Below are 25059 nucleotides of genomic sequence, written 5' to 3'. Positions count from 1 at the left end.
ACCCAAGTAATGTCAATTATCGACATCGAGTCAGAAAGTGGCTTACGGTGCACCCGTCACCCTTGTGAACGAGGAGCACACCCCACATGACTCTCGCCCGCACGCGATTAGCAGCCCTCGCCACCTCGATCCTCGCCGTCCTCCTGATCGCCGCCGGCCAGCCCGCGATGGCGGCGCCCCAGGCCAAGGACGGCCCACTGCCCGCCGCGTTCGCCAAGGCCGCCGCCGAGTACGACGTGCCGCGCGACCTCTTGGTCGCCCTCGCCTACGCCGAGACCCACCTCGACGGCCACAACGGCGAGCCCAGCGCCAGCGGCGGCTACGGCATGATGCACCTGGTCAGCAACCCGACCAACCACTCGCTCGAGAAGGCCGCCGAGCTCACCAAGCTCCCGGCCGACAAGCTGCGCAAGGACGACGAGGCCAACATCCTCGGCGGCGCGGCCGTCCTGCGCTCCCAGGCCGACGCGCTGGGCCTCGACGAGACGGCCAGGAAGGACCTCGGCCGCTGGTACCAGGCCGTCGCCAAGTACAGCGCGGCCTCCTCCCCCGAGCTGGCCCGCCTGTACGCCGACGCCGTGTACGAGCAGCTCGGCCTCGGCATCGACACCCGCGGCGTGCAGGTCAAGCCGCAGGAGGTCACCGCCGACCGTGGAGCCCTGGCCAAGGCCCGCGACCTGAACGCCCAGGCCGAGGTCGCCAGCCCCGACTACCCGCCGGCCGCCTGGGTGCCGGCCAACTCCGGCAACTACCGGGTCTCCAACCGCGAGACCAGCTACAACATCGACCGCGTGGTCATCCACGTCACCCAGGGCTCGTACGCCGGGACGATCTCCTGGTTCCAGAACCCCAGCGCCAACGTCTCGGCGCACTACGTCATCAAGTCCTCCAACGGCGCCATCACCCAGATGGTGCGGGACAAGGACGTCGCCTGGCACGCGGGCAACTCGACCTACAACAACCGGTCCATCGGGCTCGAGCACGAGGGGTTCGTCAATGACGCCTCGTGGTTCACCGACGCGATGTACCGGGCGTCCGCGGCCCTGACCAGGGCGCTGTGCGACAAGTACGGCATCCCGAAGACCCGTACCGGCATCATCGGCCACAACGAGGTGCCCGGCGCGACCCACACCGACCCGGGCTCGCACTGGAACTGGACCACGTACATGAACTACGTGACCGGTGGCGGCACCCCCTCGTGGACCACCACGGTCGACAACACCACCGCCGGCCAGTTCACCGCCAGCGCCAACTGGGGCACCTCCACGTTCTCCAGCCAGCGCCACGGCACCGACTACCGCTTCGCCGACCCGGTCGCCGCCAGCGACCCGGCGTGGTACTCGGCCACGATCCCGAGCGCCGGCACCTACCGGGTCGATGTCTGGTATCCGGCCGATCCCGGATACAACAGCTCGGCGCCGTACATCGTGGCCGCGTCGGGCGGCAACGAGACCGTGTACGTCGACCAGCGGTCCGGCGGCGGAACGTGGCGTAGCATCGGCACGTTCTCGCTCAACGCCGGCACCTACAACGTGGTCGGCGTGAGCCGCTGGACCTCAGGCACGGGCCTCGTCATCGCCGACGCGGTCCGTATCAGCCGCGTCTGAGTCCTCGTACGGTCCGCGTCCGTCTCTGGCGGGGGGCGCGGACCGTACCCTTCTCAGAATCAGACGGGACCTACCGGCAGAAATCCGCATTCAGGAGAGCCCACAACATGATCAGGAGCTAAGCTGCTGCTCCGATGATGGATGCGCACGACGGCGTCGACGTCCGGCTCTACGGGCCGGGCACTCCCAACCCCGAGGACATGCCCACCCGAACCGAATCCCCGAGACTGACCACATCTCGGACTCGACTCCTCGCCTCACTCTCCCGCTACGTAGCCCTCGCCTTCGAGTCGGGCATCTCCATCGAGCCTCGCCTATCACTGCTCGAAGCACACAAGATCGTCTATCTCATGCAGAGCGCCGGACTCCAGATGGGGTTGCAGTTCACGCCACATCTCTACGGGCCTTTCTCCGTACGCCTCAATCAAGAACTGGCGGCCATGGAAGGCCATCATCTTCTCGGGTACGGCGACGGCACCTTGGGGGCGAAGGCTGTGCTCCAGATTCTCCACGAAGCAGCCGAGGCCGCCGAGGCCGCTCTGGCATCCGATCCCGAGTTCGAGCGGTCTTGGGAACAGGTTCGCCACGCGGTCTCGGGCTACGAATATCCCGAAGGCATGGAATTGCTGGCGACGGCCCATTACCTCGCCTCGAACCCCGAGAAAACTGCCGATCAGGGTATTCTCGCGGCGGAAATGGCCGCCTGGAGTCCTCGCAAGCAGCGGCTGTTCCGCCCGAGTGACATCGCTTCGGCTCTCGACCGCCTGCGCGAAACAGCCTTGATCGCTGATCGGTAGACGCAGTCCCGGTTTCCCGCGGAGTTCCAGCGGGTCCCGGGTACACAGCTCCACGTCGTACGATGTGGTCGACGTGAGCCGCTGGGCCTCCAGCGCGAGGCTACGTTCATCGCCGACGCGGTCCCATCAACGGATCTGAGATACCGGACGGTTTGGGTCCGCCCTCACAGCGGGCGCGGGCCGTCGGATTCCCACCGGATTAGCGCTGTCCGATGGCCGACCTGGGCGCCGGTAGACGGATCGATCTTGAAGGCCCCGAACAGGGTGCTGGTCTCTAGGTCAGTGGCGACGGACCACAACTCCGCCCGCCCGGTGCTTCCCGCCCGCGCAACGCCGTGGGCCGCGATAATCGCGGTGGCTGCGGCCTGTACGGCGGGATAATCAGGCAGCGCCCCGGCCCGATCCCAATACGCGTTGACGAAATCGCGCTCCGACATCCCGATTGCGGCTTCGCCCCCGCCCCCCGGGAACCATTGCCCGACGCCATAGATCCCACGAGGATCGCCCACCGCCTCACCGAACTCCCGCACCCCCGCCGCCACGGCGCAGATCACCCGCGGTCCGTCTGCCCGAGCTCGCTTGATCACCTCGACATCCTCGGCAAATGACCCAGCACACAACAGACTCCACGGATCATCCTGCACGGAAGGCAGCGCATCGCCAGGTCGGATCCGGACCACCCGGATCCCGAACTCCTCCGCGCACCTCTCCGCACCCTCGGCCACCTGCCGTCCGAAGCTCCCCTTCCCCTCCGCAACCCAAAGCGGACCACGGGCCACCTGGCGAATGAACGGCTCCGCGTACCAGCTCGTCGGCGTCAAGACAGAGACCACATGACCGGGATGGGCCGTCTCCACGTCGTCACCCGAACCCCCGTGATTCCAGATCAGCCGGTCCAGTTCCGTGGCGACCTGTCCTGCCCGCCGCATGAGTTGAGTGGAGTACGGCCCCAGGAGGATGTCGCACCGCGACGACAGCCCCCGAAGAACGCGCTCCAGCACCTCGGGGTCGCTCCGGTCGTCTTCAACGATCACTTCCACGGACTCGTTGAAGGACCGCCAGACCTCGAGGCCCAGCCCGGCCTGCTTGCCGAATCGGTCATGCTTCCCGGACAGGGACAGCGGCACCCCCAGCCTGAGCCGGCTCATCTCGTTCTCCTTCGCGAAAGAAGCAGGTCACACCACTAGCGTGGCGTACACCCGAATGCGGACAGCGGATTTGCGCGATGATGTCCGAGTGACCCAAGTCCTGAGATATTCCGCCTTCACCACCACTCCCTCTGGCGGCAACCCTGCCGGGGTGGTCTTGGATGCGCGGGGACTGTCAGACGCGGAGATGCTCGCCATCGCCACCGAGCTCGGCTACTCCGAGACGGCCTTCCTGCTTCCCACGGGAGAGCGCCAGTATCGGATCCGGTACTTCAGCCCTCTGGCCGAGGTCGCCTTCTGCGGCCACGCGACGATCGCGACCTCGGTCGCGCTCGGCGAGCGAATCGGCCCAGGGACCGTACACCTCGCCACCCAGGCGGGCCCGGTCCCGGTGGAGATCGTCGCGGCTTCGACCGGTGGCATCACCGCCACGCTGACGAGTCCGCGCACCTCCACCCGCCCAGCCTCCGAGGAGGAGGAGGTACGGCCGGCGCTCGCCGCGCTGGGCTGGTCGGCCGACGACTTGGACCCGGCCTATCCGGCGCACATCGCCAACGCCGGCAACGACCACCTCGTGCTGGCCGCGGCCACCCGGGCCCGCCTGGCCGGCCTCGACTACGACTTCGACGCCCTCGGCAAGATCATGGCGGAGCTGGGCTGGACCACCGTCCACCTCTTCTGGGCCGAATCCCCCACTGTTTTCCACGCCCGCAACCCGTTCCCGCCCGGCGGCGTGGTCGAGGACCCGGCCACCGGCGCGGCGGCGGCCGCGTTCACCGGCTATCTCCGCGCTCTGGGACACCTGGAGGACGGCGCCGTTCTCACCATTCACCAAGGCGTCGACATGGGCCGGCCCAGCCTGCTGACGTGCACCACCATCCCCGGTGACACCCGCGTCAAGGTCTCCGGCACCGCGGTGCCGATCCAGTGATCAGAAGTCGAACTCTCCGAGTTTCGCGCCGCCCACGAAGGCGCGGAAGACGCTGCCCCGAAGGATCATCGGCGGGACGTCGGGCTGCTCGGAATCACGGATCGCGTATCGGTCGCCGCTTAGCTTGGCCGCGTACAGGCAGTCCCCTCCGTTCGAGCCGGAGAGCGTGGATTTCGTCCACTGTGCGGCCTCCAGCTCAACGCGCAAGTCGTCACTGATCTTCATACTTCGCCGCCACCTCACGCACTAGTCGCTGGCTCACATGTATAGGGTGTGCCCATTTGTGAATTGCGTCATATCTGACGTTAACGTGCCGAACGGTCTCCTCGCGAGCCGTTACGGAGCCCTGCGCGGCGGCATCGAGATAGACATGGTCCGGCATGCCGTCGCCCTGGGAGAGGGTAAAGCCTCCAAGCAGGCCTGCCGTGGCGCCCACCTCCAGCGGCACGACCTGGAACGAGATATTAGGTCGCTCGGCCATCTTCAGCAGGTGCCTTAGCTGCTCTCGCATAACTTCCTTTCCGCCGATCGGCCGAAGGAGAGCGCATTCGTCGAGTAGTGCCCAATACATGGGCGGATCCTCGAGTTCGAACACAGATTGCCGCCGGAGCCGCGTCTCGACGGCCTCTTCGATCCACTGCTCTGCGGCTCCCGGCTCGGCAGAGAGGAGGGCCCGAGCGTAGCGAGCTGTCTGGAGGAGTCCCGGGACCACGAGCGGTTGCCACGTTCGTATGGTGTGCGCCTTCTCCTCTACCTTCGGCCACTCGCTGAACCACTTCGGCGTGGACATGACCGTGGTGTTGGGCAGGAGCCGGTAGAGCTCCCCGTTGAGCCCCAGCACCGCTTCCACCGCAACCGTGAACTTCTTGGTCGGCTTCCGCTTGCCGCGCTCGATCAGGCCGACCAGGCTCTCGCTGCACGAGAGCAGGTCTCCCAGCGCCATTTGGGACAGACCCGCCGCGTCGCGCGCCTTCTTCAGTACCTCGCCATAAACCTCTGTCGTCATGCCACCGCCCTTTCACAGGACCCCGACAGCACCGCCAAACGTCTGTCCGGCCACGGACAGTTGCCAGTTGATTACAAATTAGCGCGGAGACGGCACTCTCGTAAGTGATTCCGGACGCCGCCTTGAGCCTCTTGTCCGGAGCAAATGTCGGCACAGCAGAGCAAAGTCGGTGATTCTGTGCGAGCGGAAACCACATCAACGGAGATGCCAGATATCCGCCTATGGCGCAGTACGACACTGCGCCGAAACGACAGGACGCCATGGCAGGCGCGGCAGGCGACCGGCCTATGGCTGGCCGACAGCCCTCCCTCGGTCCGGTCGGACGCGCTCCAGATCGTCGCCGAACTGGTGGCCAACGTCCTTCAGCACGTGCCTGCGGGTCGGCGACGCGACTGGCTCAAGGTCCGGCTGGGCTTCGGCGACGGCTTCATCCGTCTGGAAGTGATCGACCCGGGCACTCCGAACCCAGAACCATGCTTCATCCCTCGCCAGGTGAGCCCCATGGAGGAGACCGGGCGCGGCCTCGGCATCGTGGCCCGGCTGAGCATCCGATGTGGAACGCACGTCATCGAGGACAGTCATCGCGTCGTGTGGGCCGACATCGCCGTGGGGGCGTGATCGTCATGACGACGACCCGGAGATTCCCCGGCTGGGACATCATCGATGGCGCAGGGGGCGGCTACATCGCCATCCGTACTGTCCTGGTGCCGGAAAACAGCGGGCTCTCAAACGTTCGCTGCGGCGCGACCCTGCCCGAGCTGTACAAGCGCCTGGAGCAGGAAAGCCGCCAAGAAGGGCCATCGCTGGCACGGAAATTGTCTGGCGCGGCATAACGGCTAAGGTGTCGCGAAAAACGGAGATCGACTTGTCGCGATTAACCCTGCTCGCCTGGTCGGCCGCACTGGCCGCCGCCGCGTACCCCACCTGGGACCACTGGGACTACGAGATCTACTCCGAATCCCGGACCTACGGCTGCGTCGGCTTGTTCTCCGGGGGCGGGCAGAGCGCAGGAGCGCTCGTCTCCCAGTTCTCGTCGAGCCTCGCGTCGTCGCTGCTGGGAGATGCCTCGACGCTGGCGGAACTCGCCACCCAGGGAGCCCTCCCCGCGGTCCTCATCGTCGTCGGCTTCCTCGCCGCCCTCAAGGGGAAGGGCGGGGTCGCCGGGCGGCGTGTGGCCGGGCTGCTCACCGTACTCGCGGTCGCCGGCCCGGCCAGCCCCAGTTACGCCGGCGACAACCCGTGCAGCGGCCCGGTCCCCGTCCTCACCGTCGAGTGGTTCTCGATCGTGATCGACGCCTACGGGCCGGTGGAGCTGTGCCTGATGACGTCGGCGGTGCTGGTGCTGCTGGCGACGCGGTCCGGCGCCGCCCAGGACCCCACCGGCCTGATGGGGCGCCGGGTGGCGGCGTTCGTGATGGACTACCTGGTCTTCACCGCGCTCCTCGTCCTTCTCCATACGCTGGGGGGCGGCCCGTTGAACGGCCTGTACTACGGGCTGCTGAACGAGCTCAATATCCATGACCTGATCGAGGACCCCGAGCCGGCGCTTGTCGTGCTGGCGGCGTTCCTGTACGCCGTGACGGGGCGGACGGCCGGCAAGCGCCTCATGCGCATCCGGATGGTCTCCGTCGAGACGGGACACTGGCCGGGATGGCGGAAAGCCGCGGTCCGCGCTCTGGTCTTCCCTGTCCTCGCCCTCGTGCCGTTGTTCGGGCTGTTGGTGCTGGCCGTGGACGTGCTGTGGGGCATCGCCGACCCGGCCGCCAGGACGCTGCACGACCGGCTGTCGGGCACCATGGTGACCGCCGATCCGCTCTAGGCTGTGGCGCCGCCGTCGATGACGTGGTCCTGGCCGACGACAAAGGTGGACTCCTCCGACGACAGCCACAGGATCGCGTTGGCGATCTCCTCCGGGGTGGCGACCCGGCCGATGGGCAGCGCGCCGCTCATCCGCGCGTCCCGTTCCTCGCGGGTCTCCCCCGGAAGCGTCGACATGGGCGAGTCGATCGGGCCCGGGCTGACCGCGTTGATGCGGACGCCGTCGGCGATGTGGTCGCGGGCGGCGGTGCGGGTCAGGTGGCTCACCCCGGCCTTCGACGCGGCGTAGGCAGCGGCTCCCGGCAGCCGCCAGTGGGCGCCCAGGTTGGAGGACACGTTGACGATGGCACCGCCGCCGTGCGCGCGCATGTGGGCGATCTCGTGCTTCATCGACAGGAACACGCCCTTCAGGTTCACGGCCAGCACGTCGTCCCAGACGTCCTCCTCGTAGTCGGCCACCGGCGCCAGCATGCCGAAGACGCCGGCCGCGTTGCAGGCCACGTCCAGCCCGCCGTATCGGGAGACGGCGGCGGCGACCATGGCGGTGACCTCGGAAGACCTGGTGACGTCCACGGCGAACGCGCTCGCCCGGCCGCCGGACTCCTCGATCTCCTTCACGAGCGTGGCGAGCCGACCGGCGTCGCGGCCGGCGACCAGAACGGCCGCGCCCTCCTTCGCGTACGCACGGGCGACCGCGCCGCCCACCACTCCGGTGGCGCCGGTGACGAGAGCAACCTTGCCGGCAAATCGACTCATTGATTCCATACCAATCGTTCTCAAATTTGGACGGCCGTCATGGCCTGATCGACGGCGTCACGGAGGCGGCGCGGGTCCGGGTCGGCCCGGCCGAGCACCCTGACGCCCTGCAGCAGCACGAGCAGGAACCTGGCCAGCGCGTGCGGGTCCTTGCCCGCGGGGATCTCCCCCTGCGCGCGGGCCCTGACGAGCGCGGCGGCCATGACGGTCTCCAGCTCCGTCCAGCTCGCCGCGATCTTCCGCGACACAACCGCGTCCCGCGAGCCGAACTCGACGGCCGTGTTGACCACCATGCAGCCCCGCCGCAGCTCGTCGGCCAGGCATTCCGCCACGTAGGCGTCGAGGAACGCGCGCAGCGCGGGCAGCGCCGGCCCCGGCTGGGACAGCTGCTCCACGACGTTGAACCGCGCGAGATAGAGCTCCAGCGCCTTCAGGTAGAGCTCACGCTTGTCACCGAAGGTCCCGTAGATGCTCGCCCGCGCGATCCCCAGGTGCGCCACGAGGTCCGCCATCGACGTCCCCTCGTAGCCGCGCTCCCAGAACAACTCCAGCGCCTTCTCCAGCGCGACCTCGGGATCGAACTCCTTGCTCCGTGCCACACAGGGAACGCTAGCACTATCGAGAACGATCGGTCAAAAATCACTACTTCATGACCGGGGCAGCGCCTGGCGCTGCCCCGTCATGCGTCACCTCGGGGTGAGCACCCAGCCCCAGGCGCCTTCCTTCCGGTTGTCGAAGTACGCGCCGAGCTGGGTCATCCGCTTGCCGTCCACGCTCACCAGCACCAGCGCGCCGTTGAACTCGTTCTCGCACGAGCCCGCGCAGCCGATCGCGAGGACGTTGTCGTCGTCGGCCCAGGCGTGCAGTTGCATCACGTTCTGGCGGCCGACGATCTCGCCGGTCTCGCGGTCGGTGATCGCGGTGGGCAGACCGGAAGGGCCGAGCACGAGGCGGCCGTTCGGCGAGATCGCCGAGATGCCGGAGAACTCCGCGTATCGCTGGTCGGCGGGTGCTGCCCGCTCCTTGCCGTCCAGGCTGTAGAAAAGCCGCTTCGGCCCGTTGGCCATGCCGGTCGGCGCCCACAACATGGCGCCGTCCACACTCCAGCCGATGTCTTGGCGGCTGTTCATGTTGAAGGGCCGACCGTCGCCGACGTCGTCTTTGAGGGGCGGGAGCGCGTGGTAGCCGACCTCGCCGGACTCGACGTCGACGATGTAGTAGCCGGTGCGCGGGCTGGTCCCGGCCGGAGACGTGTGCTTCCCCGAGCCCGCCTCGACGTCAGGGTATTCGGAATACGCTGTGGCGAGGACCTTCTTGCCGTCCGGCGACCACGAGACCGACGCCACCGGATGTTCCAGATCAAACCATTTCAGGATCTGCCGGGTGTTCATGTCCAAGATGCCCAGCCGCTTGCTGATCAGGTCCCCGTCCAGCACGGCCGCGACCTGCAGCCCGGGTGCCACGTCCACCCAGGCCCACGAGGTCCGCTCGTAGCCGTCGATGCGGGGATCGTACAGTGACCAGATGTACCGGATGCGCTGCCGATCCTCCGCTATCTGCTCGCGCTGGATCGTGTAGTAGGCGGACATCGCCATGTTGCCCGCGGCGATGAACTTGGCCGGCGGACTGTTCTCCGTGTCGGACCGCACGTCGGTCGGCGCCGGCGACGGCCGGGCGGGAAGCGTGACCCCGTTGGCCGGACGCACCGTCACCTCGGGGATGCCCTGGCCGGTGACGACCACGGCGACGGCCGCCACCAGACCAACCACCAACATGCCCACGCCGACCGGCTTCCACCAGGCGCGCCTCCGTAGCGCCCGGTCCGCCAGGTCGTGCGGGACCCGGGCCTCCCCGGCCCAGTCCTGCAGGGTGTCGCGAAGCAGTGGGCTCACCTGGCCACCTCCAGTTCCTGTGCCAGCTCGGGGGCGATCTCGCGCAGGCGGGCCAGGGAGCGGTGCGCGGTGCTCCTGACCGTGCCGACGGAGCACCCGAGCACCTGGGCGATCTCCTGCTCGGGCAGATCCTCGAAATACCGCAGCACCAGCACCGCACGCTGCCGCGCGGTCAGCCTGGCCAGCGCTGACCGCAGGACCATGCGCAGCTCGCTCTGGTGGTTGAGGTCCCGGTCCGCGGACTCGGGCAGGTCCGCCTGAACCACCTCGCCGCGCCGGCCGCTCGCCCGCCACCTGCTGATCTGCTGCCGGTACATGATCTGTTTGGCGTACGCCTCCGGCGCCTCCACGCGCCGCCACTTGGCCGCCAGCTTCGCCAGCGCACTCTGCACCAGATCCTCGGCCGCGTGCTGGTCACCACCGGTGAGCAGGAACCCTAGCCGCATCAGGGCGGGAGAACGCGCGGCGACGAACTCACGGAAACGTTGCTCGTCCGCGGCGTCCACGATCACCTCCAAGAGGGATTGATGTCACCCTCTCAGACGCCGTGCGGCCGCCCCGCTATGCGCCCGGCTCCTGGAAATCGGAGCTGAGCTATTCGAGCGGCCTCTCGTCCCGCGCCGCCTCGATGGTCTCCTCCACCGGCCGCATCTGCCGCGGCATGTCCAGCAGCCCCAGGCTGTCCTGCTCGCCGCGGCGGCGGATGACCTCGTTGATCGCCTCCGTCACCTCCTGCCTGGTGTAGGCGCCCTCGGGCAGCTCGTTGAGGTGCGCGAGCAGGTCGGCGGGCAGGTTCACGTGCTCGGAGGCCCGCGCGTACACCTGCCGGATCGCGACCCGGTCCCGCGCGCCGAACGCCTCGTCGATGGCTTGTCGCAGCTCGTCGAGCACCGCGTGGTCACTCATTTCCCCATCTTCCTTCCCCCGTCAGCAGGTCTCTGACCTGCTCCATCACCATGCCCACCGACACGTCGGTCACCCATGGCAGGTTGTGCGCGCAGCGCTCGGCGCGTACGTCCACGCCGCTGGCGCCGCACACCGGGCACGCCGTGGTCCACGAGATCAGCGGCCGGTGCCGGGTCCTGGAGAGCGGTCCGTGGTTGATGAGGTTGCCGCACCAGTAGACGGCGACCGTGGGCGTGCCGACGGCGGCGGCCAGGTGACGCGGGCCGGTGTCGTTGGCGACCAGCAGGTCGCAGCGCTCGTACAGCGCGGCCAGGCCGCCGATGCCGAGCGCGCCCACGACCGGCGTCGCGGGCCGCGAGCTCCGGCGCATCTCGGCGATCACCCCCTCCACCAGGTCCCGCTCCCCTTCGGTGCCGGTGACGGCGACCGGCCGGTCGGTCGCGTCCGCCACTTCGGCGAAGCGTTCCACCGGCCACCGCCGGCGCGGGTCGGTCGCGCCGGGATGCACGGCGACCAGCCCGGCGGGCAGCTCGCCGAGTGCGGCGGCCAGCTCGGCCCGGTCACGATCGGTGACCGTCAACCGGGGCTCCAGCCCGTCGGCGACCGCGCCGACCAGCGCGGCAACCTGCAGGAAGCGCAGGGTCTCGTGGTGGTAGTCGGTGTACGGAACCCAGCGGTCCAGCGGTCCGGCGTCCGGGGCCCGCAGCCCGGCCGTCACCCGGGCGCCCAGCCGCCGCACGAACGGGTTGGAGAACCGGCCGCCGCCGTGGATCTGCACGGCCAGGTCGAAGCCGCGCTCCCGCAGCTCGTGGAAGATCCCGTCGGGCGCCGGATGCCCGCGCTCCGCCGTGGACACCCCCGAGATCGGCGGCAGCGCCACCACGTCGTCCACCGGCCCCGGCCGCCCGGTGAGGAGCTCGGCGTGCATGGCGGTGCCGAGCAGCGTCTGCCGCGCGCCGGGGTAGGCCCGTTTGATCGCCTCCAGCGCCGGCACCGCCATCAGGTAGTCGCCGAGCGCGTTGGCCCGCAGCACCGCGATCCGCTCCACGCCGTCGACCAGCCCCGTCACAGGCTCTCCAGGACGTAGTCGTAGCATTCCGCGCTCCCGTCCGCGGCCGTGGTCTTCTCGGCCGCCGCCGCCCGGCTACCCTCCGGGACACGGTCCTTAACCTGGGATCACACGGGTTTGAACCCGGCTCCCACAGGTACTCGCCCCTCATGGGCATCGCGAACGAGAAGACCGTTCATGCCGTGGTCGTCGGCGACGTCATGCTGGACTCGTGGCTGCTCGGCTCGGCGAAACGGCTGGCCCAGGAGGCGCCGGTGCCCGTCATGAGCCTGGAGGCGACGGAGAACGCGCCGGGCGGCGCCGCGAACACGGCGGCCAACCTGGTGGCGCTGGGCGCCCGGGTCCGGCTCGTCGGCGTCGTGGGCGACGACCAGAGCGGGGACGAGCTGGTGCACGCGCTGCGCCTGCTCGGCGTCCAGACGGATCTGCTGACCGTGCCGGGACGGCGTACGTCGCACAAGCGGCGGCTGGTCACCAGCGGCCAGCTCACGGCCCGCTACGACGAGGAGGATCTCGACGTCATCCCGGACGAGGCCGAGCGGGAGCTGCTGCGGCGCGTGACGGCGGCCGTGCGCGGAGCGGACGTGGTGGTGGCGTGCGACTACGGCGGCGGGGTGTTCACCCCGGCCGTGCGCCGGGCGCTCGCCGGGTTCCCGCTGCTGGTGGTGGACGCGCACGCGGTGGCGCCGTGGCGGGAGTGCGCGCCGGCCGCGGTGCTGCCGAACTTCACCGAGGTCGTGCGCCTGCTCGGCGACGAGAACGGTGAGGAGGGCGAGGAGGGCCGGGTGGGCGAGGTCGACCGGCCGGCGTACCTGATGGCGCGGTCCGACCGGCTGCTGGAACTGGCCGGCGCCGGGATGGTGGTGACCACGCTGGACGGCGAGGGGACGCTGCTGCACAGGGACGGCTGCCCGCCGTACCGGACCTACGCCCAGCCCGCGCCCCAGCACATGGCCACGGGCGCGGGCGACACGTACACCGCGGCCTTCGCGCTGTGGCTGGCGGCCGGAGCGTCACCGGAGGAGGCGGCGCAGGCGGGCCAGGCCGCGGCCGGGGTCGTCGTACGCCGCCCGGGCACCGCCATCTGCACCCGGCACGACCTGCTGCGTGCCCTGCGCCGCCGGGAGGGCGCGGTGCAGACCCCCGAGCGCCTGGCGCAACTGCTGGACGAGCACCGGCGCAGGGGCGAGCGGGTGGTGTTCACCAACGGCTGCTTCGACGTGCTGCACCGGGGGCACGTGACCTACCTGGAGCAGGCGGGGCGGCTCGGCGACGTGCTGGTGGTGGCCGTCAACAGCGACGCGAGCGTGGCCCGGCTGAAGGGCCCGGGCCGGCCGGTCAACCCGTGCGAGGACCGCATGTCCGTGCTGGCGGCGCTGAACGACGTGGACTACGTGGTCGAGTTCGACGAGGACACTCCTGAGCGGCTGCTCAGGATGATCCGCCCCGAGCTGTACGTCAAGGGCGGCGACTACACCCCGGAGATGCTGCCCGAGGCGCCGCTGGTGCGCGCGCTGGGCGGTGAGGTACGCGTGCTCGGCTACCTTCCCGACCACTCGACCTCCGCCATCATCGACCGCATGAAATCGCAGTCCGAGCAGCTGGGAAACGCGTGACCGCGTTCGGCCGCCCAATACACCGCAAAGTAATGACGGAAAGCGAGGATGGCTTATGCCGTGAAGAGTCTCAACGGATTGGGTACGGGAACGCACCGCATCGCCTCGCCGGCGGCGTCCGTCCAGCGCAGCAGGAGATTGGCCTTGGCCGGAATATGCGAATCGGAAAGCAGCGCCCGCAGCTCCTCCGGATCGCCGTGGTCCCGGCCGACGCCCTTGAACACGGTCCTCGCCCGCGCCCACAGCTCCTCCCGCAGCCGCGGATGGCGCGCGGAGACGGCCCCGGCGAGCTCGCACAGGTTGTTGGTCACCAGGCAGTAGACCAGCCGCTCCCAGCCGTACGACCGGCTCACCACGCCCGCGCCAGAAAGCTCCGGATGCCGCTCCGCCACCACCCTGACGCCTTCGTGGTCGCGGAAGAGCGCCTGGGCGGGGATGCCGTGCTCGTCCACCGCGACGAGCACGTTCTGCAGGTGGCATTCCAGCACGACCCCGTGCCGCAGGTACGCGTGCAGGACCGGCGGCACCACGTGCTCCAGGTAGCGCTCCCACCACAGCAGCGACCGGTCCTGGTCCAGCCCGTCCAGCGGGTTGCCGGGGAAGCCCTCGCTGATCCCCGCCGCCATCAGCGCCGTCAGCCCGGGGCGCACGTGCTCGCGCAGCCCGTCCCGTACGATCACCGCCAGCCCTTCGCCCCCGTCCCCGCCCAGCTCCGCGCTGCGGTAACCCCTGTCGCGCAGCACGGCGGGCCGCGGCACGTGCTCGGGCAGGTCTCCGAAGGCACCGTCCACCAGGTCGACGACCGCGCCCAGCCGGCGCAGGTCGCGCAGCCACAGGCGGCGGACGTCGTTCGTGATCCGCACGTCCAGGCTGAACTTGCAGAACAGGTCCGGCTCCGGCAGGTACACCGTGCGGATCGACGAGGTCGGCACGGCCGCCGTCGCGGTGGCGCCCAGGTGGCGCAGCGGCAGGCCGCCGAGCAGGTCCACCTGCCAGGGATGGGCGGGCAGCAGCGCCAGGCCGTCGCCCGCGGGCGGCCCCAGCCGGTCGAGCGCGCTCGCGTCGCCCTCCTCCACCAGGATCTCCTGAGGCACGCCGAGCAGTGGCAGGGCGAAGCTCGCGTGCGCCTCCGGCGAGTACCGCAGCCACTCCTCCGGCCCCGCCCCGCCGCGTGCCTTGGGCGCCGGATGGTAGCGGTGCCCGGCGACGAGGGCCTGCTCGGAGCGCAGGAACGGCTCCGCGGGTGACGGCGCGGCCCGCCGGGCGGCCAGCAGGACCGCCGTGACGTCCCTGCTGTGGAGGATCTCGGAGGGCAGCGCGTCGTTGGCCACCCCGGTGCTCGCGCGTAGCTCGGCCGCCGTCAACGCGATCAGGTCGTCCAGCGGCAGCGGGCGCCAGCCGCCGGGCGTGCGGAGCGCGGGGGCGGCAGGGAAACGCTCGCCGCCGGCCCGCAGCAGGCGCTTCGTCGCGGGCAGCTCGAACGTCCCGGGGTCCGGGCCCGGGCGGGCCACCTCGCGGAGCAGGCAGTTGAGCAGCGCCGTCACCGCCAGAGCCGCGGCCTCTGTCCTCGCCTCGCGCTCCGGCCCGTTGGGCGGGAGGAGGCCGTCGGTGGTTGCCATGGCGACCTGCTCCTACTGTGTCATCCCATCGGTACCCATCGGTGTCACAAGGTAGCTACCCAGGTGTTTCTGGAAATAGTGGGAAATATGGGGCAAACGGAGGATCGGTTCGCAGCGGAGCTGGCGGCCGCGCGCCCCAGCCTGTCCGCCGCCTACACCGCCGCCCTGCCGGGCGCCCGCGCCGCCGTCCTCGGCCGCCTGTGGCGCAGTCTCCTCTACGAACCCCTGCCCGGCGTGGCCACGTCCCCAGTCCTCGCCGCCCCGGGTGACGCGCTCGCAGCCTCTGCGGACGGTAGGGGACGCGCCAGAACCGAACCTCCGGCCGGACCGGGCCTGGCCGTCGTGTTGCCGGCCGGCGGGCGGCGGCTGGCCGGGCGGGCGCGGCTGCCGTATGACCTCGACGGCGAATCGACCCTGTGGCTGGACGGCTACCCCTGGACGCACCCCGCCGAGCTCCTGGCCGCGCTCGGCATACCCGGCGCCGACCGGCTGGTCGAGGACCTGGACAACAGCGTGGCCTCCCTGGCCCTGTCCCGCGCGAGCGCCGCCGCCACCGCGCAAGCACAGCGCACTCCCACCACGCCTGAGGACTACGAGCAAAGTGTGGTGGACGGCCATCCGTACCACCCGTGCTGCCGCAACCGGCCGGGCGTATCTGTGGCCGAGCAGCTGGCGTACATGCCGGAGCACCGCCCGGTCGTCGCCCTGGACCTGCTGGCGGTGCCCGCCGCGGAATGCCTGGTCACGGGCCCGTGGCCGGCCTCGCTCATCGACGGCGACCGGCTGCTCCTGCCCATGCACCCCTGGCAGACCAGGCATGTGCTGCCCGAGCTGGGCCTGCGGCCGTACGCGACGGGAGTGATCCCGGCGCGCCCGCTCATGGCCGTACGCACCCTCGCCCCCCTCGACGGCGGCCCGCATCTCAAAACGGCGTTCAGCACCCGGATGACCTCGGACGTCAGGGACATCTCACCTGGCTCGATCCGCGACTGCGTCGCGCTGTCGCGCCTGCTCACGGACCTGTCGGCGCGGCTCGGCGGCCGCCCGCGCATGGCCCGGTACCTGGCCGGGGCCGCCGCCACGGCGAAGGGCGAGCTCAGCGCCGACCTGTCGGCGATGCTGCGCGAGCCGACATCCGCCCTCGTCACGAGCGGGACTGTGCTGCCCGTGGCCGCGGTCACCCGCGAGATGACCGGCGACCCGGTGGCGTGGCTGGCGGCGTTCGCCCGCCTGGCGCTGACGGACGCCCTGGGCCTGCTGGCGCTCGGCGCGGCCCTGGAGGCGCACGGCCAGAACCTGCTGATCGTGCTCGACGGAGCTCGCGGCCGCCCGTCCCGCCTGATCTACCGCGACCTGGCCGACGTCAGGCTCAGTCCCGCCAGGCTGGCCCGCAACGGGTTCGAGGTCCCGCCGGTCAGCGCCAGGCTGCTCACCGACGACCCCGGCGTCCTGCACGCCAAGCTGTACGGCTCGCTCGTCGGCACCACGTTCGGCAGCCTCATCTCGCTCTTCTGCCGAGGCGACCGCGCCGCCGAGTCGCGGATGTGGGCGATCGTGGCCGCCGCCGCGCGGGAGGCGTTCGACGGGCTTCCCGGCGGCCCGGACGTGCGGGCCGACCGCGAGGCCCTGTTCGGCCCATGCCTCACGGTGAAGGCACATCTGGCCACACAGCTCGCGGGCGCCTCGCCGGGCGACACCTGGACGCGGCTGCCCAACCCTCTCTGACGCGAATCGCCTGGCCCTCGGCACCGTGCGGGAGGACTATGGCCTCGGGCCGCGAATCCGCCGGCGCGCCGGGCCGCGCCGAGCGGGAGGAAGGAGGCCGTACCGTGATGCAACTCTCCGTCCGGCTCGTTCCCGTCGGCGAGACGACCCTGGTCATCGCCCTGACGGGAGAGCTCGACTCAACGACCAGACCCGTGCTGGCCGCATTCCTGGACCCGCTGCCGCGATCCCCGGTGAAGTACGTGGTCGTGGCCGCCGCCGACCTCTGGTTCTGCGATCTGAACGGGCTCCAGCAGCTCGCGATCACCCATCAGGCGCTGCGGGGCAAGGGCGGTCACCTGGCCGTGGCGGAGGCCCGGTCGCCGCTGCGCCGCCTGGTCACGCTGATGGCCGAGCAGGCCAGACCCTCGATTCCGCTGTACACGAGCATGCCGGAGGCCCTCGCCGCCACCGGCTTGGAGAGCTACGAGACACTGTTACCGCGCCGCCATCTGCCGCGCCTGCACGCGGTGCGAACCGTCCCCTCCACCGCCGTACGTGACCGGCCGCGGATCGCCCGGGATCCGGACGCGGACGGCGGCCGCGAGCTGAAGGAGGAGCTGGATCAGGCCCACGAAGAGCTGCAGCAGATCAACCGTGCGCTGACGGCCCGCTCGATCGAGCTCGACGAGGTCACCAGGCTCGTCTCCTCGGTCGTACGCAGCCTGGGCGACGCGGTGGTGGTGCTGAACGCCGAACTGCGGGTGATCGTGTGGAGCCGAGGGGCCGAGGAGCTGTGGGGGGTAGGCGCGGACGAGGCGGTGGGCGGCGCGTTCGCGTCCCTCGACATCGGCCTGCCGCTGGAGAGCCTCATGCCGTGTCTGAGGGCCGCGCTGGCCGGCGAGATCCAGGGGACCGTGCTGGAGGCCGTCAACCGCAGGGGGCTGCCCATGCCGCTCGCCGTGCGCCTGTCCCGCCTGCGTACCGAGGACGACGAGGCGCACGGCCTCATCATGGCCATGAACGTGGTCGGCCCGGACGCCTCACCCGGTCGCTAGCTCGGCGAGGGGAATGCGGCGGAAGACGATGCTCTCGTACGGGCCGAAGTTCCCGGTCTCGAACAGCAGCCCCACCGTGTCCCCGTCCAGCCTGACCAGGTCGGAGTAGGCGGCCGGCAGCCCGGACACCGTGTGCGCGACGCGCCAGGTGACACCGAGGTCGTCGCTGGCGCGCACGGTCATCAGCGCCCGCGCGTCGGGGGCCGCCGGGCCCGAGAACAGCAGCACGTCCGGCGCCGCGCACCACAACACGCTGCCCTCCACCACCGGGCCGACCAGCCCGGCCTGCGGGCGGAAAGGCAGCTCCAGCGTCTGACCGCCGTCGGCGGAGTAGGCGTCCGCCCGGGTGCCGGGGGCGGTGGACTCCGTGCGGGTGTTGAAGTAGACGCGGCCGTCCGGCAGCTCGGTGGCCGTGGTCTCGTTGACGTTGACGTAGCCGTCGGGGTTGTCGTCGACATAGCCGATGCGCCAGGTCTGGCCGCCGTCGTCGCTGAGCAGCGAGTGGCCGCCGTTGTACTTGCCCTCGGTGCCGTTGTCCTGGCCGGCCGGGGGCAGGGAGTGGTTGGCGGGGACCACGATGCGGCCGGCGTGCGGGCCCTGGCGCAACTCGATCGCGTGGCCGGGCGTGGTCGCGTACCAGCGCCACTCCGGCCGTTTCACGCTTCCGGTGATCTCGCGAGGCGCCGACCAGGTGACCCCGTCGTCCACGCTGACCTGCACGAACACCCGACGCCCATCCGCCGCCGCCACCTGGCCACGCCTGATCTTGTCCTCGGTGGCCGACGGCCCCTGCCGCACGAACACCAGGACGATCCTGCCGTCGGACAGCACGACCGGGGCCGGGTTGCCCGCGGTGCCGCGGCGCGGCTCGGTGGCGATCACCTGCAGGGCGCCCCACGTCCGCCCGCCGTCGGCGGACCGCTTGAGCACCAGGTCGATGTGGCCGGAGTCCCCCGCCGAGCCGCGCCGCCCCTCCGCGAACGCCAGCACGGTGCCCGCCTGCGTCACGACCGCCGCGGGGATCCGGTACGTGTGGTAACCGTCCGTGGCCCGCTGATACGGCACCGACGTGGGGTGATCAGCCATGCGGGCACGCTACGGGCCCAGGGTTAACGACGTCCGACGGCAGGCGTACATGGAGACGAATGCCGCAGACGGCGGAATGGGCCGTGCCGCTGAGGCGGGGGGTCCTCAGCGGCACGGGGGTGCTGATTCAACTGGCGAACACGATCACGTTGTCGCGGTAGCTGCGGCGCTGGCGGTCGAACGTCCCGCCGCAGGTGATCAGCCGGAGCTGGGCGCCCGCTCCTGAGCCGTAGACCTCTTTGTCCGGGATCCGGTCCTTCGGGTAGCGGGCGAGCCGATTGACCACGAACGTGACCGCCGTGCCGTCGGCGCGGTCCACGTGGACGCGGTCGCCCTCGCGTAGCTGGCGCAGGCGGTAGAACACCGCCGGACCGGTGGTGGAGTCGACGTGACCGGCGATCACGGCGACGCCTCGCTCGCCCGGCTCCGGACCTGTCTGGTTCCATCCCACCCGGTCGAACTTCTCCGGGGCGATCAGGCGGCCCTTGGCGTCGAGCCGCAGCGGGATCACCCGGGTGGAGAGGCCGATGGCGGGGATGCGGAGCCGTACGGGGCGGGCCACGTCGGCCGGGAGGGCCCCGGCGTCCGACACCAATCGCGCCTCTCCGCCCTGCGTCCGGTCTTGGGCCGTGGCGGCCACCGCCTCGCGGGGCGCCGGGGCGGTGGCACAGGCCCCGGCCAGCGCACAGGCGGTGACGACCGACACGAGAGCACGCACGGTCAGCCGCCCGCGAAGAACGCGCGCCGCACCCAGTACGCCCCGACGGCGAACAGCCCGGCGCCCGCCAGACTCAGCGGCACCACGGGAACCGACCCGTCCTCGGCGCTCCCGCTCCCCGCGGCCCCGCCCATGCCCGTGTCGACCCCGCCACGCGGAGCCCCACCGTCGTCATCGTCATCGTCGTCGTCCGAGTCGGTGGTGAGGTGGACGGAGGCGGGTGCGTTCGCCGCCAGAGCGCTCGTGGTCACGAAGATCGCCCCCGTCGCACCAAGTCCGAGCCCGACCGCGATCGTGAGCAGAATCCGCTGTAATGCCTGGCCCATGTGAGTTCCTCCTGACGTCCCCGCGGTCTCTCCGCGGCTGTCCTCAGGTTCTCGGCCGCCCGTTGGGCCACCATGAGCACGAAATGAAAGGTCTCTCACCCCGGCCCGCGGGGGTGATCGCTGTGCCCGGCGACCGGGCGTGAAAGAGTGCATCTCACCGACGAGTGCTTCTGGAGGCTGAGGTGGCTGACGAGTTCGACGTCATCGTGATCGGAGCAGGTCCCGCCGGCGAGAACGTCGCTGACCGTGCCGTACGCGGCGGCCTGACCGCGGCCGTCGTCGAGGAACGGCTGGCCGGCGGCGAGTGCTCCTACTGGGCGTGCGTGCCGAGCAAGGCGCTGCTGCGCCCGATCGACCTGGCGGCCGAGGTGAGCCGGGTTCCCGGGCTCTCTCTCGGGGAGATCGACGTGGCCGCCGTGCTGGCCCGCCGCGACGAGGCCGTCTCGCGCTACGACGACGCCGGCCAGGTGAGGTGGCTCGAGGGCGTGCCCGCCGAGTTCGTACGGGGCCGCGGCCGGCTCGACGGCCCCAAGCGGGTACGCGTGACCACGGAGGACGGCGGCGAGCGGGTGCTGACCGCCCGGCAGGCCGTCGTGCTGGCCACCGGCAGCACGGCCGCGATGCCACCGGTGCCCGGGTTGGCCGAGGCGGACCCGTGGACCAGCCATGAGGTGACCGCGGCCACCGAGATCCCGGAGCGGCTGGCCGTGCTCGGCGGCGGGGTGGTGGCCTGCGAGATGGCGCAGGCCATGCACGGGCTCGGCGCCCGGCAGACCACGGTGCTGGTCCGCGGCGGCGGCCTGCTGAGCAGGATGGAGCCGTTCGCGGGCGAGTTGCTCGCCGAGTCGTTCGCGGAGGCCGGGATCGACGTGCGCACCCGTACCGACGTGGCCAGAATCGAGCGGCCCGAGCCCGGCGGGAAGGTGACGGTGCACCTGGCCGAGGATCCGCCGCTGGAGGCCGACGAGCTGCTGGTGGCCACCGGCCGGCGGCCCGCGACGCGCGACCTGGGGCTGAGCTCGGTGGGCCTGGCCGACGGCGACTACGTCGGGGTGGACGACAGCATGCGGGCGACCGGGATCGCCGACGGCTGGCTGTACGCCGTGGGCGACGTCAACGGGCGGGCGCTGCTCACCCACATGGGCAAGTACCAGGCCAGAATCTGCGGTGACGTGATCGCGGCGCGGGCCCGGGGCGACGAGCTGCCCGCGATGCGCGACCTCGCCGGCGGCTACGGCGCGCCGCAGGTGGTCTTCACCGACCCGCAGGTGTGCGCGGTGGGCCGTACGGAGGCGGCGGCCAGGGAGGAAGGTTTCCGGGTACGCGCCGTGGACTACGACCTGGGCTCGGTCACCGGGGCGTACCTGCTGGGCGACGGCTACCGGGGACGGGCCAGGGCCGTCGTGGACGAGGACAGGAAGGTGCTGCTGGGCGTCACGTTCGCCGGGCCGGGGGCGGCCGAGCTGCTGCACGCCGCCACGATCGCGGTCACCGCCGAGGTGCCGCTGGAGCGGCTCTGGCACGCGGTTCCGTCGTTCCCGACGGTCAGCGAAGTGTGGTTGCGCCTGCTGGAGGCGTACGGACTCTAGAACCGCCCCCCGCGCCGGCCGTGTTCGGGCGCGGTCCGCCGCGTGCCCGCGCGCACCACGACGGGCGGGATGGCCGGCGCGGGGCTAAGGACTTCCCCCGACTGCAACATCAGCTCCGCCACGGTCTCCTCGACGCCGTCGCGCAGCTCCACGTGTGAGAGCAGGTCCGTCAGCCGCAACACGGACAGCAGGTGACGCGAGGGCCGGACCAGGATGATCCGTCCGCTGTCCTGCTCCTCCATCCGCTGCATCACCATCGCCAGTACGCCGATGACCGAGGAGTCATAGAAGTCCAGGTCGGCGAGGTCGAACACGAGGACGGGCCCCTCCGACCAGTCCCAGACGGCGTTGATGCAGGCGCTGAACCGGACCCGTCCCGCATGGTCGAGCTCGCCGCTGGCGCGTATGACCGTGCACTGGAGATATCGGGTTGTCTCGATTCGCAAGCCGCTCCTGCTCACAAGGGACAACTGCCCTCAGAGCGGCGTTATCACAGGTGATCGCTATTTTTCCCCGGCCATTAAGCCTCGCGGTCTCCGGGGTTACCGAGCGGACCGTCGAGCAGCTTGCGCAGGATCCCTGCGAGTGTCTCGGCGTCCTCGGAGGTCAGCGGGGCGGCCAGGCGGGCGAGGTTCGCGGCGTGCTCGGTGAGCGACTCGTCGACGACCCGCCGGCCCTCGCCCGTCAGCCGGACGCGGAAGCTGCGCCGGTCGGTCGGGTCCAGGCTGCGCTCGACCAGCCCGGCCGCCTCCAGCCGGTCCAGCCGGTTGGTCATGCCGGCCCGCGACATCATCAGCACCGCGGACAACTCCGAGGGGATCAGCGTGTACGGCGGCCCGGCCCGGCGCAGCGCGGCCAGCACGTCGAACTCTCCCTGGCGCAGTCCATGCTTGGTGAACACCCGGTCGACCTGTGGTTCCAGCAGGCGCATCACCTGGGCCAGCCGCCCGAAGACGCCCATGGCCGACAGGTCGAGATCGGGCCGCTCCCGCCGCCACTGCTCGAGGATCCCGTCGATGGCGTCACCCATGGCCCCAGATCTTATTCGAGCTCAGATAGTTCAGACCCGTACCGGTCCTCCTGACCGCCTTGGAGGCGGCGGGCTAGTGTGAGGTGCCGGACTCCAGAGTGGGGATCACGCCCTGGACCGGGGAGATGATCACCAGCAGCGGCGACCCGGCCGGGCTCGGCGGCTCCAGCTCGGTGATGTTGCCGTTCATCCGCTGCTTGGGCCGCCCCGTGTTGCCGTCCCTGACGCTGAGGATCCGCTCCACGGACGGCGCCGCCACCCGCAGGGCCTTCCTGGTCGCGTGCCGCAGCCAGCGCAGCTCGCCGGTCATCCGCCGCCACGTCGCCGGGATGACGCTGGCCGGCTCCGCCCGGGTGCCCAGCCGGAGCGTGATCCGCTCGCTCGACCCGAACGTGCCGGGCAGCACGGGGTTGACCACGAACATGCCCGAGCGCAGCAGCCGCACGCCCTGCCGGTTGGGATTCGCCAGGCCGCCGGCGCTGATCAGCGAGTAGAGCTCGCAGCGGCACCCGTCGAGTGTGTCGGGGTCGTAGTCGGCCGCGGGCGGCTCCTCGAACACGATCTTGTCGATCCGCAGGCCCGCCGCGCCGTCCGGCATGACGTGCCCGCCCACCGCCCGGCGCACCTCCTCGCAGACGCTGTCGCCCTCCATGATGTCGAGCGCCTCGACGCAGATCAGCCCGTCGTCGGGGATCTCCTCCGCCGGCAGGTCGAAGGCGACCTGGGCGTGCGACCTGCGGCCGCGCAGCAGCACGCACTGGCGCAGCCGCCCCTGGGAGCGGATCTGGACCAGTCGCGGCAGCGTGCTGACGGGCTCGGTCCTGCCGGTGTGCCAGCCGCTTATCGACAGCTCGTCGACCGACAGCGACATCCGCACCCGCAGCGGACGGCCCTGTGCGGCGATCTTGAAGCCGGCCAGTCCCGAGGTCTCGAACCTGCCCACGATCTGCGTGCCCCGGTGCAGCCGGTCGGTGACCTGCAGCGCGGGCATCTGGCCGCTGAGCACGTGCGCGGGCGGTATCGCGGGAAGGATCACCTGGTCGAGGTCGGTGGCGGATCCTGCGCTGCTCATCGAGTGCTCCTCGCGGGGGTGAGTGTGGTGGACAGTCCTGTCGGGTAGCGGAAGTCGAAACGGGTGAGCAGGGGATCACGCCGTTCCCACATGCGTTGGACCGAGGTGAAGAGCGGGTCGCCGTCGCGTTCCACGTACCTCAGGTTGACGGCCAGCACGCGCGCGTAGTCGGCACCGTGCTCCCAGTGCGGAAGGAGCTGGGTGGGCACGTCGGAGGCGCAGCGGCTCAGCCAGAGCCACAGGCGGGCGCGCTCGCGCTGCTCGGGGCCGAGGATGGTGTCGCCCTTGGCGTGCCTGGCGACGGCCTCCTCCAGCAGCGTGCGGAGCTCGGGCACGGAGCGGGCGACGTGCGTGGCGCCGCAGGCGCTGCCCTCCGACCAGCCGGCCTGGATGACGGGGATGCCGAAGGCGGGCAGGTGGCTGCCGCCGAACGCGACGCCGACGTCGGCCAGGCTCCACAGGATGTTCGTGGACAGGTCGTCGACCCCGCACTTCATCCGGGAGTGAACGCTCGCGGTGGGGTCGAGGAAGATCCAGTTCGCCAAGTCGTCCGTCGAGGCGAACTCCGCCGTCGTCTCGAACAGCTCGGTGTCCTCGCCGGGCACGTGCCCGAACACGACGATCGTCGGCAGGCCCGGGTCGAGGTCCAGGCGGGCGCAGCCGTAGCTGCGGAGCTGGCGGCGCTCGGTGTCGGTGCGCACCTCGTAGTCGCTCTTCGCCTGCCAGGCCACGCGTTCGGCGCTGGGCGCGATCAAGTCTCTGTTCTGCCAGATGTGGTCGTCGAAGAATGCGGCGACCCGGCCGGGCAGATCTTCGTGGTAGGAGCTCGGCCCATCCTCGGGGAACAGCGCGTACGCCTGCAGCGTCCCATTGCCGTGCACGTGCACGACCGGGATCTCCCTCGGCACGCGGCGGTCCACCCGGCCGGTGACCAGCGCGACCGGCGGCGTCGTCGGCTGCAGGTCGCGCGCCGCCCCGAACACCTCGGCGAGCTGCCGCGCCTCCGGGTCGCCCAGCACGACCAGCCGTGCCTGGCTCGCCCCGCAGACGGCCTTCGCGACCATGAGTGTGCGGACCACGACCCTGATGTCCTGGTCGAACACCTCTGCAACGACGCACCTGTCACCGCCGGGGTTCTCTCCCCAATGGAGACGGACGGCGCGCAGCAGACGATCGAAGTACTCGCCATCCCCGACACGACGCATGAGAACCCTCCACCAAGCCAGGAAGAAATGCCCTGGTAGACGTTGCCAGAGGGGCGAACCGTCCTCTGCCCGCCGACACGCTTCTTTGCCGACGCCTGACGGAAAC

General features: G+C 70.7%; 27 protein-coding genes. 10 read left to right on the top strand and 17 right to left on the bottom strand.

Translation table 11 applies throughout. From position 1 onward, the window contains the following. The first annotated feature begins 86 nt into the window (after positions 1–86). The gene (locus tag ACIBX3_RS28525) at positions 87–1607 is read left to right on the top strand and encodes an N-acetylmuramoyl-L-alanine amidase (protein WP_397122152.1); all 1521 of its coding nucleotides are present in this window, start codon (positions 87–89) and stop codon (positions 1605–1607) included. Between the two features lie 134 nt (positions 1608–1741). After that, a complete protein-coding gene (locus ACIBX3_RS28520; protein ID WP_397122150.1) occupies positions 1742–2404 on the top strand; it encodes a hypothetical protein in 663 nt (220 codons plus the stop codon). Positions 2405–2568: 164 nt separating this feature from the next. Here the strand turns inward: ACIBX3_RS28520 and ACIBX3_RS28515 are convergent, their stop codons facing one another. After that, on the bottom strand, positions 2569–3552 hold the full coding sequence (locus tag ACIBX3_RS28515; RefSeq protein WP_397122148.1) for an ABC transporter substrate-binding protein: 984 nt from the start codon (positions 3550–3552) through the stop codon (positions 2569–2571). An 88-nt stretch (positions 3553–3640) separates the two neighbouring features. Between ACIBX3_RS28515 and ACIBX3_RS28510 the strand changes: the two genes are divergently transcribed. After that, positions 3641–4483 (top strand): PhzF family phenazine biosynthesis protein, encoded by an 843-nt coding sequence (locus ACIBX3_RS28510; RefSeq protein WP_397122146.1) that lies wholly within the window; start codon positions 3641–3643, stop codon positions 4481–4483. Here the strand turns inward: ACIBX3_RS28510 and ACIBX3_RS28505 are convergent, their stop codons facing one another. Continuing rightward, a complete protein-coding gene (locus tag ACIBX3_RS28505) occupies positions 4484–4708 on the bottom strand; it encodes a DUF397 domain-containing protein (RefSeq protein ID WP_397122144.1) in 225 nt (74 codons plus the stop codon). Next, a complete protein-coding gene (locus ACIBX3_RS28500; RefSeq protein ID WP_397122142.1) occupies positions 4695–5489 on the bottom strand; it encodes a Scr1 family TA system antitoxin-like transcriptional regulator in 795 nt (264 codons plus the stop codon). The genes ACIBX3_RS28505 and ACIBX3_RS28500 overlap by 14 nt, the downstream gene beginning before the upstream one ends. Before the next feature lie 144 nt (positions 5490–5633). Here ACIBX3_RS28500 and ACIBX3_RS28495 point away from each other — a divergent pair, with 144 nt between their 5' ends. From ACIBX3_RS28495 to ACIBX3_RS28485, 3 genes are read left to right on the top strand one after another with little or no spacing between them, the layout of a single operon-like run. Then, a complete protein-coding gene (locus tag ACIBX3_RS28495) occupies positions 5634–6107 on the top strand; it encodes an ATP-binding protein (RefSeq protein ID WP_397122140.1) in 474 nt (157 codons plus the stop codon). Continuing rightward, a complete protein-coding gene (locus ACIBX3_RS28490; protein ID WP_397122138.1) occupies positions 6104–6322 on the top strand; it encodes a hypothetical protein in 219 nt (72 codons plus the stop codon). The genes ACIBX3_RS28495 and ACIBX3_RS28490 overlap by 4 nt, the downstream gene beginning before the upstream one ends. A gap of 32 nt (positions 6323–6354) precedes the next feature. Further along, positions 6355–7308 (top strand): RDD family protein, encoded by a 954-nt coding sequence (locus ACIBX3_RS28485; RefSeq protein ID WP_397122136.1) that lies wholly within the window; start codon positions 6355–6357, stop codon positions 7306–7308. Here the strand turns inward: ACIBX3_RS28485 and ACIBX3_RS28480 are convergent. The 6 genes from ACIBX3_RS28480 to ACIBX3_RS28455 form a co-directional block, all read right to left on the bottom strand. After that, positions 7305–8063, bottom strand: a complete 759-nt coding sequence (locus ACIBX3_RS28480; RefSeq protein WP_397122134.1) for an SDR family NAD(P)-dependent oxidoreductase — start codon at positions 8061–8063, stop codon at positions 7305–7307. The genes ACIBX3_RS28485 and ACIBX3_RS28480 overlap by 4 nt on opposite strands. A 20-nt stretch (positions 8064–8083) precedes the next feature. Then, positions 8084–8662, bottom strand: coding sequence for a TetR/AcrR family transcriptional regulator (locus ACIBX3_RS28475; RefSeq protein ID WP_397122132.1), 579 nt, complete (start codon positions 8660–8662; stop codon positions 8084–8086). A gap of 87 nt (positions 8663–8749) precedes the next feature. Then, a complete protein-coding gene (locus tag ACIBX3_RS28470; protein WP_397122130.1) occupies positions 8750–9955 on the bottom strand; it encodes a hypothetical protein in 1206 nt (401 codons plus the stop codon). Then, positions 9952–10461 carry a SigE family RNA polymerase sigma factor gene (locus ACIBX3_RS28465; protein WP_397122128.1) on the bottom strand — a complete coding sequence of 170 codons (510 nt, stop codon included), beginning with the start codon at positions 10459–10461 and terminating at the stop codon, positions 9952–9954. Before ACIBX3_RS28465 ends, ACIBX3_RS28470 begins: the two co-directional genes overlap by 4 nt. Before the next feature lie 88 nt (positions 10462–10549). Next, positions 10550–10861, bottom strand: coding sequence for a hypothetical protein (locus ACIBX3_RS28460; protein WP_397122126.1), 312 nt, complete (start codon positions 10859–10861; stop codon positions 10550–10552). Continuing rightward, a complete protein-coding gene (locus ACIBX3_RS28455; protein WP_397122124.1) occupies positions 10854–11930 on the bottom strand; it encodes a glycosyltransferase family 9 protein in 1077 nt (358 codons plus the stop codon). Before ACIBX3_RS28455 ends, ACIBX3_RS28460 begins: the two co-directional genes overlap by 8 nt. Positions 11931–12079: 149 nt before the next feature. On the opposite strand from ACIBX3_RS28455, the gene rfaE2 reads away from it, so the two are divergent. Further along, on the top strand, positions 12080–13546 hold the full coding sequence (gene rfaE2 / locus ACIBX3_RS28450) for a D-glycero-beta-D-manno-heptose 1-phosphate adenylyltransferase (protein WP_397122122.1): 1467 nt from the start codon (positions 12080–12082) through the stop codon (positions 13544–13546). A 53-nt stretch (positions 13547–13599) separates the two neighbouring features. On the opposite strand, the gene ACIBX3_RS28445 is transcribed toward rfaE2, so the two are convergent. Further along, positions 13600–15165, bottom strand: a complete 1566-nt coding sequence (locus tag ACIBX3_RS28445; protein WP_397122120.1) for an IucA/IucC family C-terminal-domain containing protein — start codon at positions 15163–15165, stop codon at positions 13600–13602. An 87-nt stretch (positions 15166–15252) separates the two neighbouring features. On the opposite strand from ACIBX3_RS28445, the gene ACIBX3_RS28440 reads away from it, so the two are divergent. Together ACIBX3_RS28440 and ACIBX3_RS28435 are read left to right on the top strand one after the other, a co-directional pair. Next, complete coding sequence (locus tag ACIBX3_RS28440) at positions 15253–16890, top strand: IucA/IucC family protein (protein WP_397122118.1); 1638 nt, start codon at positions 15253–15255, stop codon at positions 16888–16890. 107 nt (positions 16891–16997) lie between these two features. Then, positions 16998–17927: an STAS domain-containing protein gene (locus ACIBX3_RS28435; RefSeq protein ID WP_397122557.1), complete on the top strand. Its 930-nt coding sequence runs from the start codon at positions 16998–17000 to the stop codon at positions 17925–17927. Here the strand turns inward: ACIBX3_RS28435 and ACIBX3_RS28430 are convergent. From ACIBX3_RS28430 to ACIBX3_RS28420, 3 genes are all read right to left on the bottom strand, one after another. Further along, on the bottom strand, positions 17913–19013 hold the full coding sequence (locus ACIBX3_RS28430) for an exo-alpha-sialidase (protein WP_397122116.1): 1101 nt from the start codon (positions 19011–19013) through the stop codon (positions 17913–17915). The two genes, ACIBX3_RS28435 and ACIBX3_RS28430, sit on opposite strands and share 15 nt — an antisense overlap. 127 nt (positions 19014–19140) lie before the next feature. Continuing rightward, complete coding sequence (locus tag ACIBX3_RS28425; protein WP_397122114.1) at positions 19141–19731, bottom strand: class F sortase; 591 nt, start codon at positions 19729–19731, stop codon at positions 19141–19143. A gap of 2 nt (positions 19732–19733) precedes the next feature. Beyond that, positions 19734–20057, bottom strand: a complete 324-nt coding sequence (locus tag ACIBX3_RS28420; protein WP_397122112.1) for a hypothetical protein — start codon at positions 20055–20057, stop codon at positions 19734–19736. A 182-nt stretch (positions 20058–20239) separates the two neighbouring features. On the opposite strand from ACIBX3_RS28420, the gene ACIBX3_RS28415 reads away from it, so the two are divergent. Then, positions 20240–21646 (top strand): dihydrolipoyl dehydrogenase family protein, encoded by a 1407-nt coding sequence (locus tag ACIBX3_RS28415; protein ID WP_397122110.1) that lies wholly within the window; start codon positions 20240–20242, stop codon positions 21644–21646. Here the strand turns inward: ACIBX3_RS28415 and ACIBX3_RS28410 are convergent. The 4 genes from ACIBX3_RS28410 to ACIBX3_RS28395 form a co-directional block, all read right to left on the bottom strand. Then, positions 21643–22092, bottom strand: coding sequence for an STAS domain-containing protein (locus ACIBX3_RS28410; protein ID WP_397122108.1), 450 nt, complete (start codon positions 22090–22092; stop codon positions 21643–21645). The two genes, ACIBX3_RS28415 and ACIBX3_RS28410, sit on opposite strands and share 4 nt — an antisense overlap. 74 nt (positions 22093–22166) lie before the next feature. Then, positions 22167–22676, bottom strand: coding sequence for a MarR family winged helix-turn-helix transcriptional regulator (locus tag ACIBX3_RS28405; RefSeq protein WP_397122106.1), 510 nt, complete (start codon positions 22674–22676; stop codon positions 22167–22169). 73 nt (positions 22677–22749) lie between these two features. Then, positions 22750–23748: a hypothetical protein gene (locus ACIBX3_RS28400; protein ID WP_397122104.1), complete on the bottom strand. Its 999-nt coding sequence runs from the start codon at positions 23746–23748 to the stop codon at positions 22750–22752. Beyond that, on the bottom strand, positions 23745–24953 hold the full coding sequence (locus ACIBX3_RS28395; RefSeq protein WP_397122102.1) for a hypothetical protein: 1209 nt from the start codon (positions 24951–24953) through the stop codon (positions 23745–23747). Before ACIBX3_RS28395 ends, ACIBX3_RS28400 begins: the two co-directional genes overlap by 4 nt. Positions 24954–25059: the final 106 nt, after the last annotated feature.

It is taken from the genome of Nonomuraea sp. NPDC049480 (assembly GCF_044465905.1).
Classification (GTDB): Bacteria; Actinomycetota; Actinomycetes; order Streptosporangiales; family Streptosporangiaceae; genus Nonomuraea.
The sequence above is the reverse complement of the archived record's forward strand: the minus strand, read 5'-3'. Positions and strand labels throughout refer to the sequence as shown.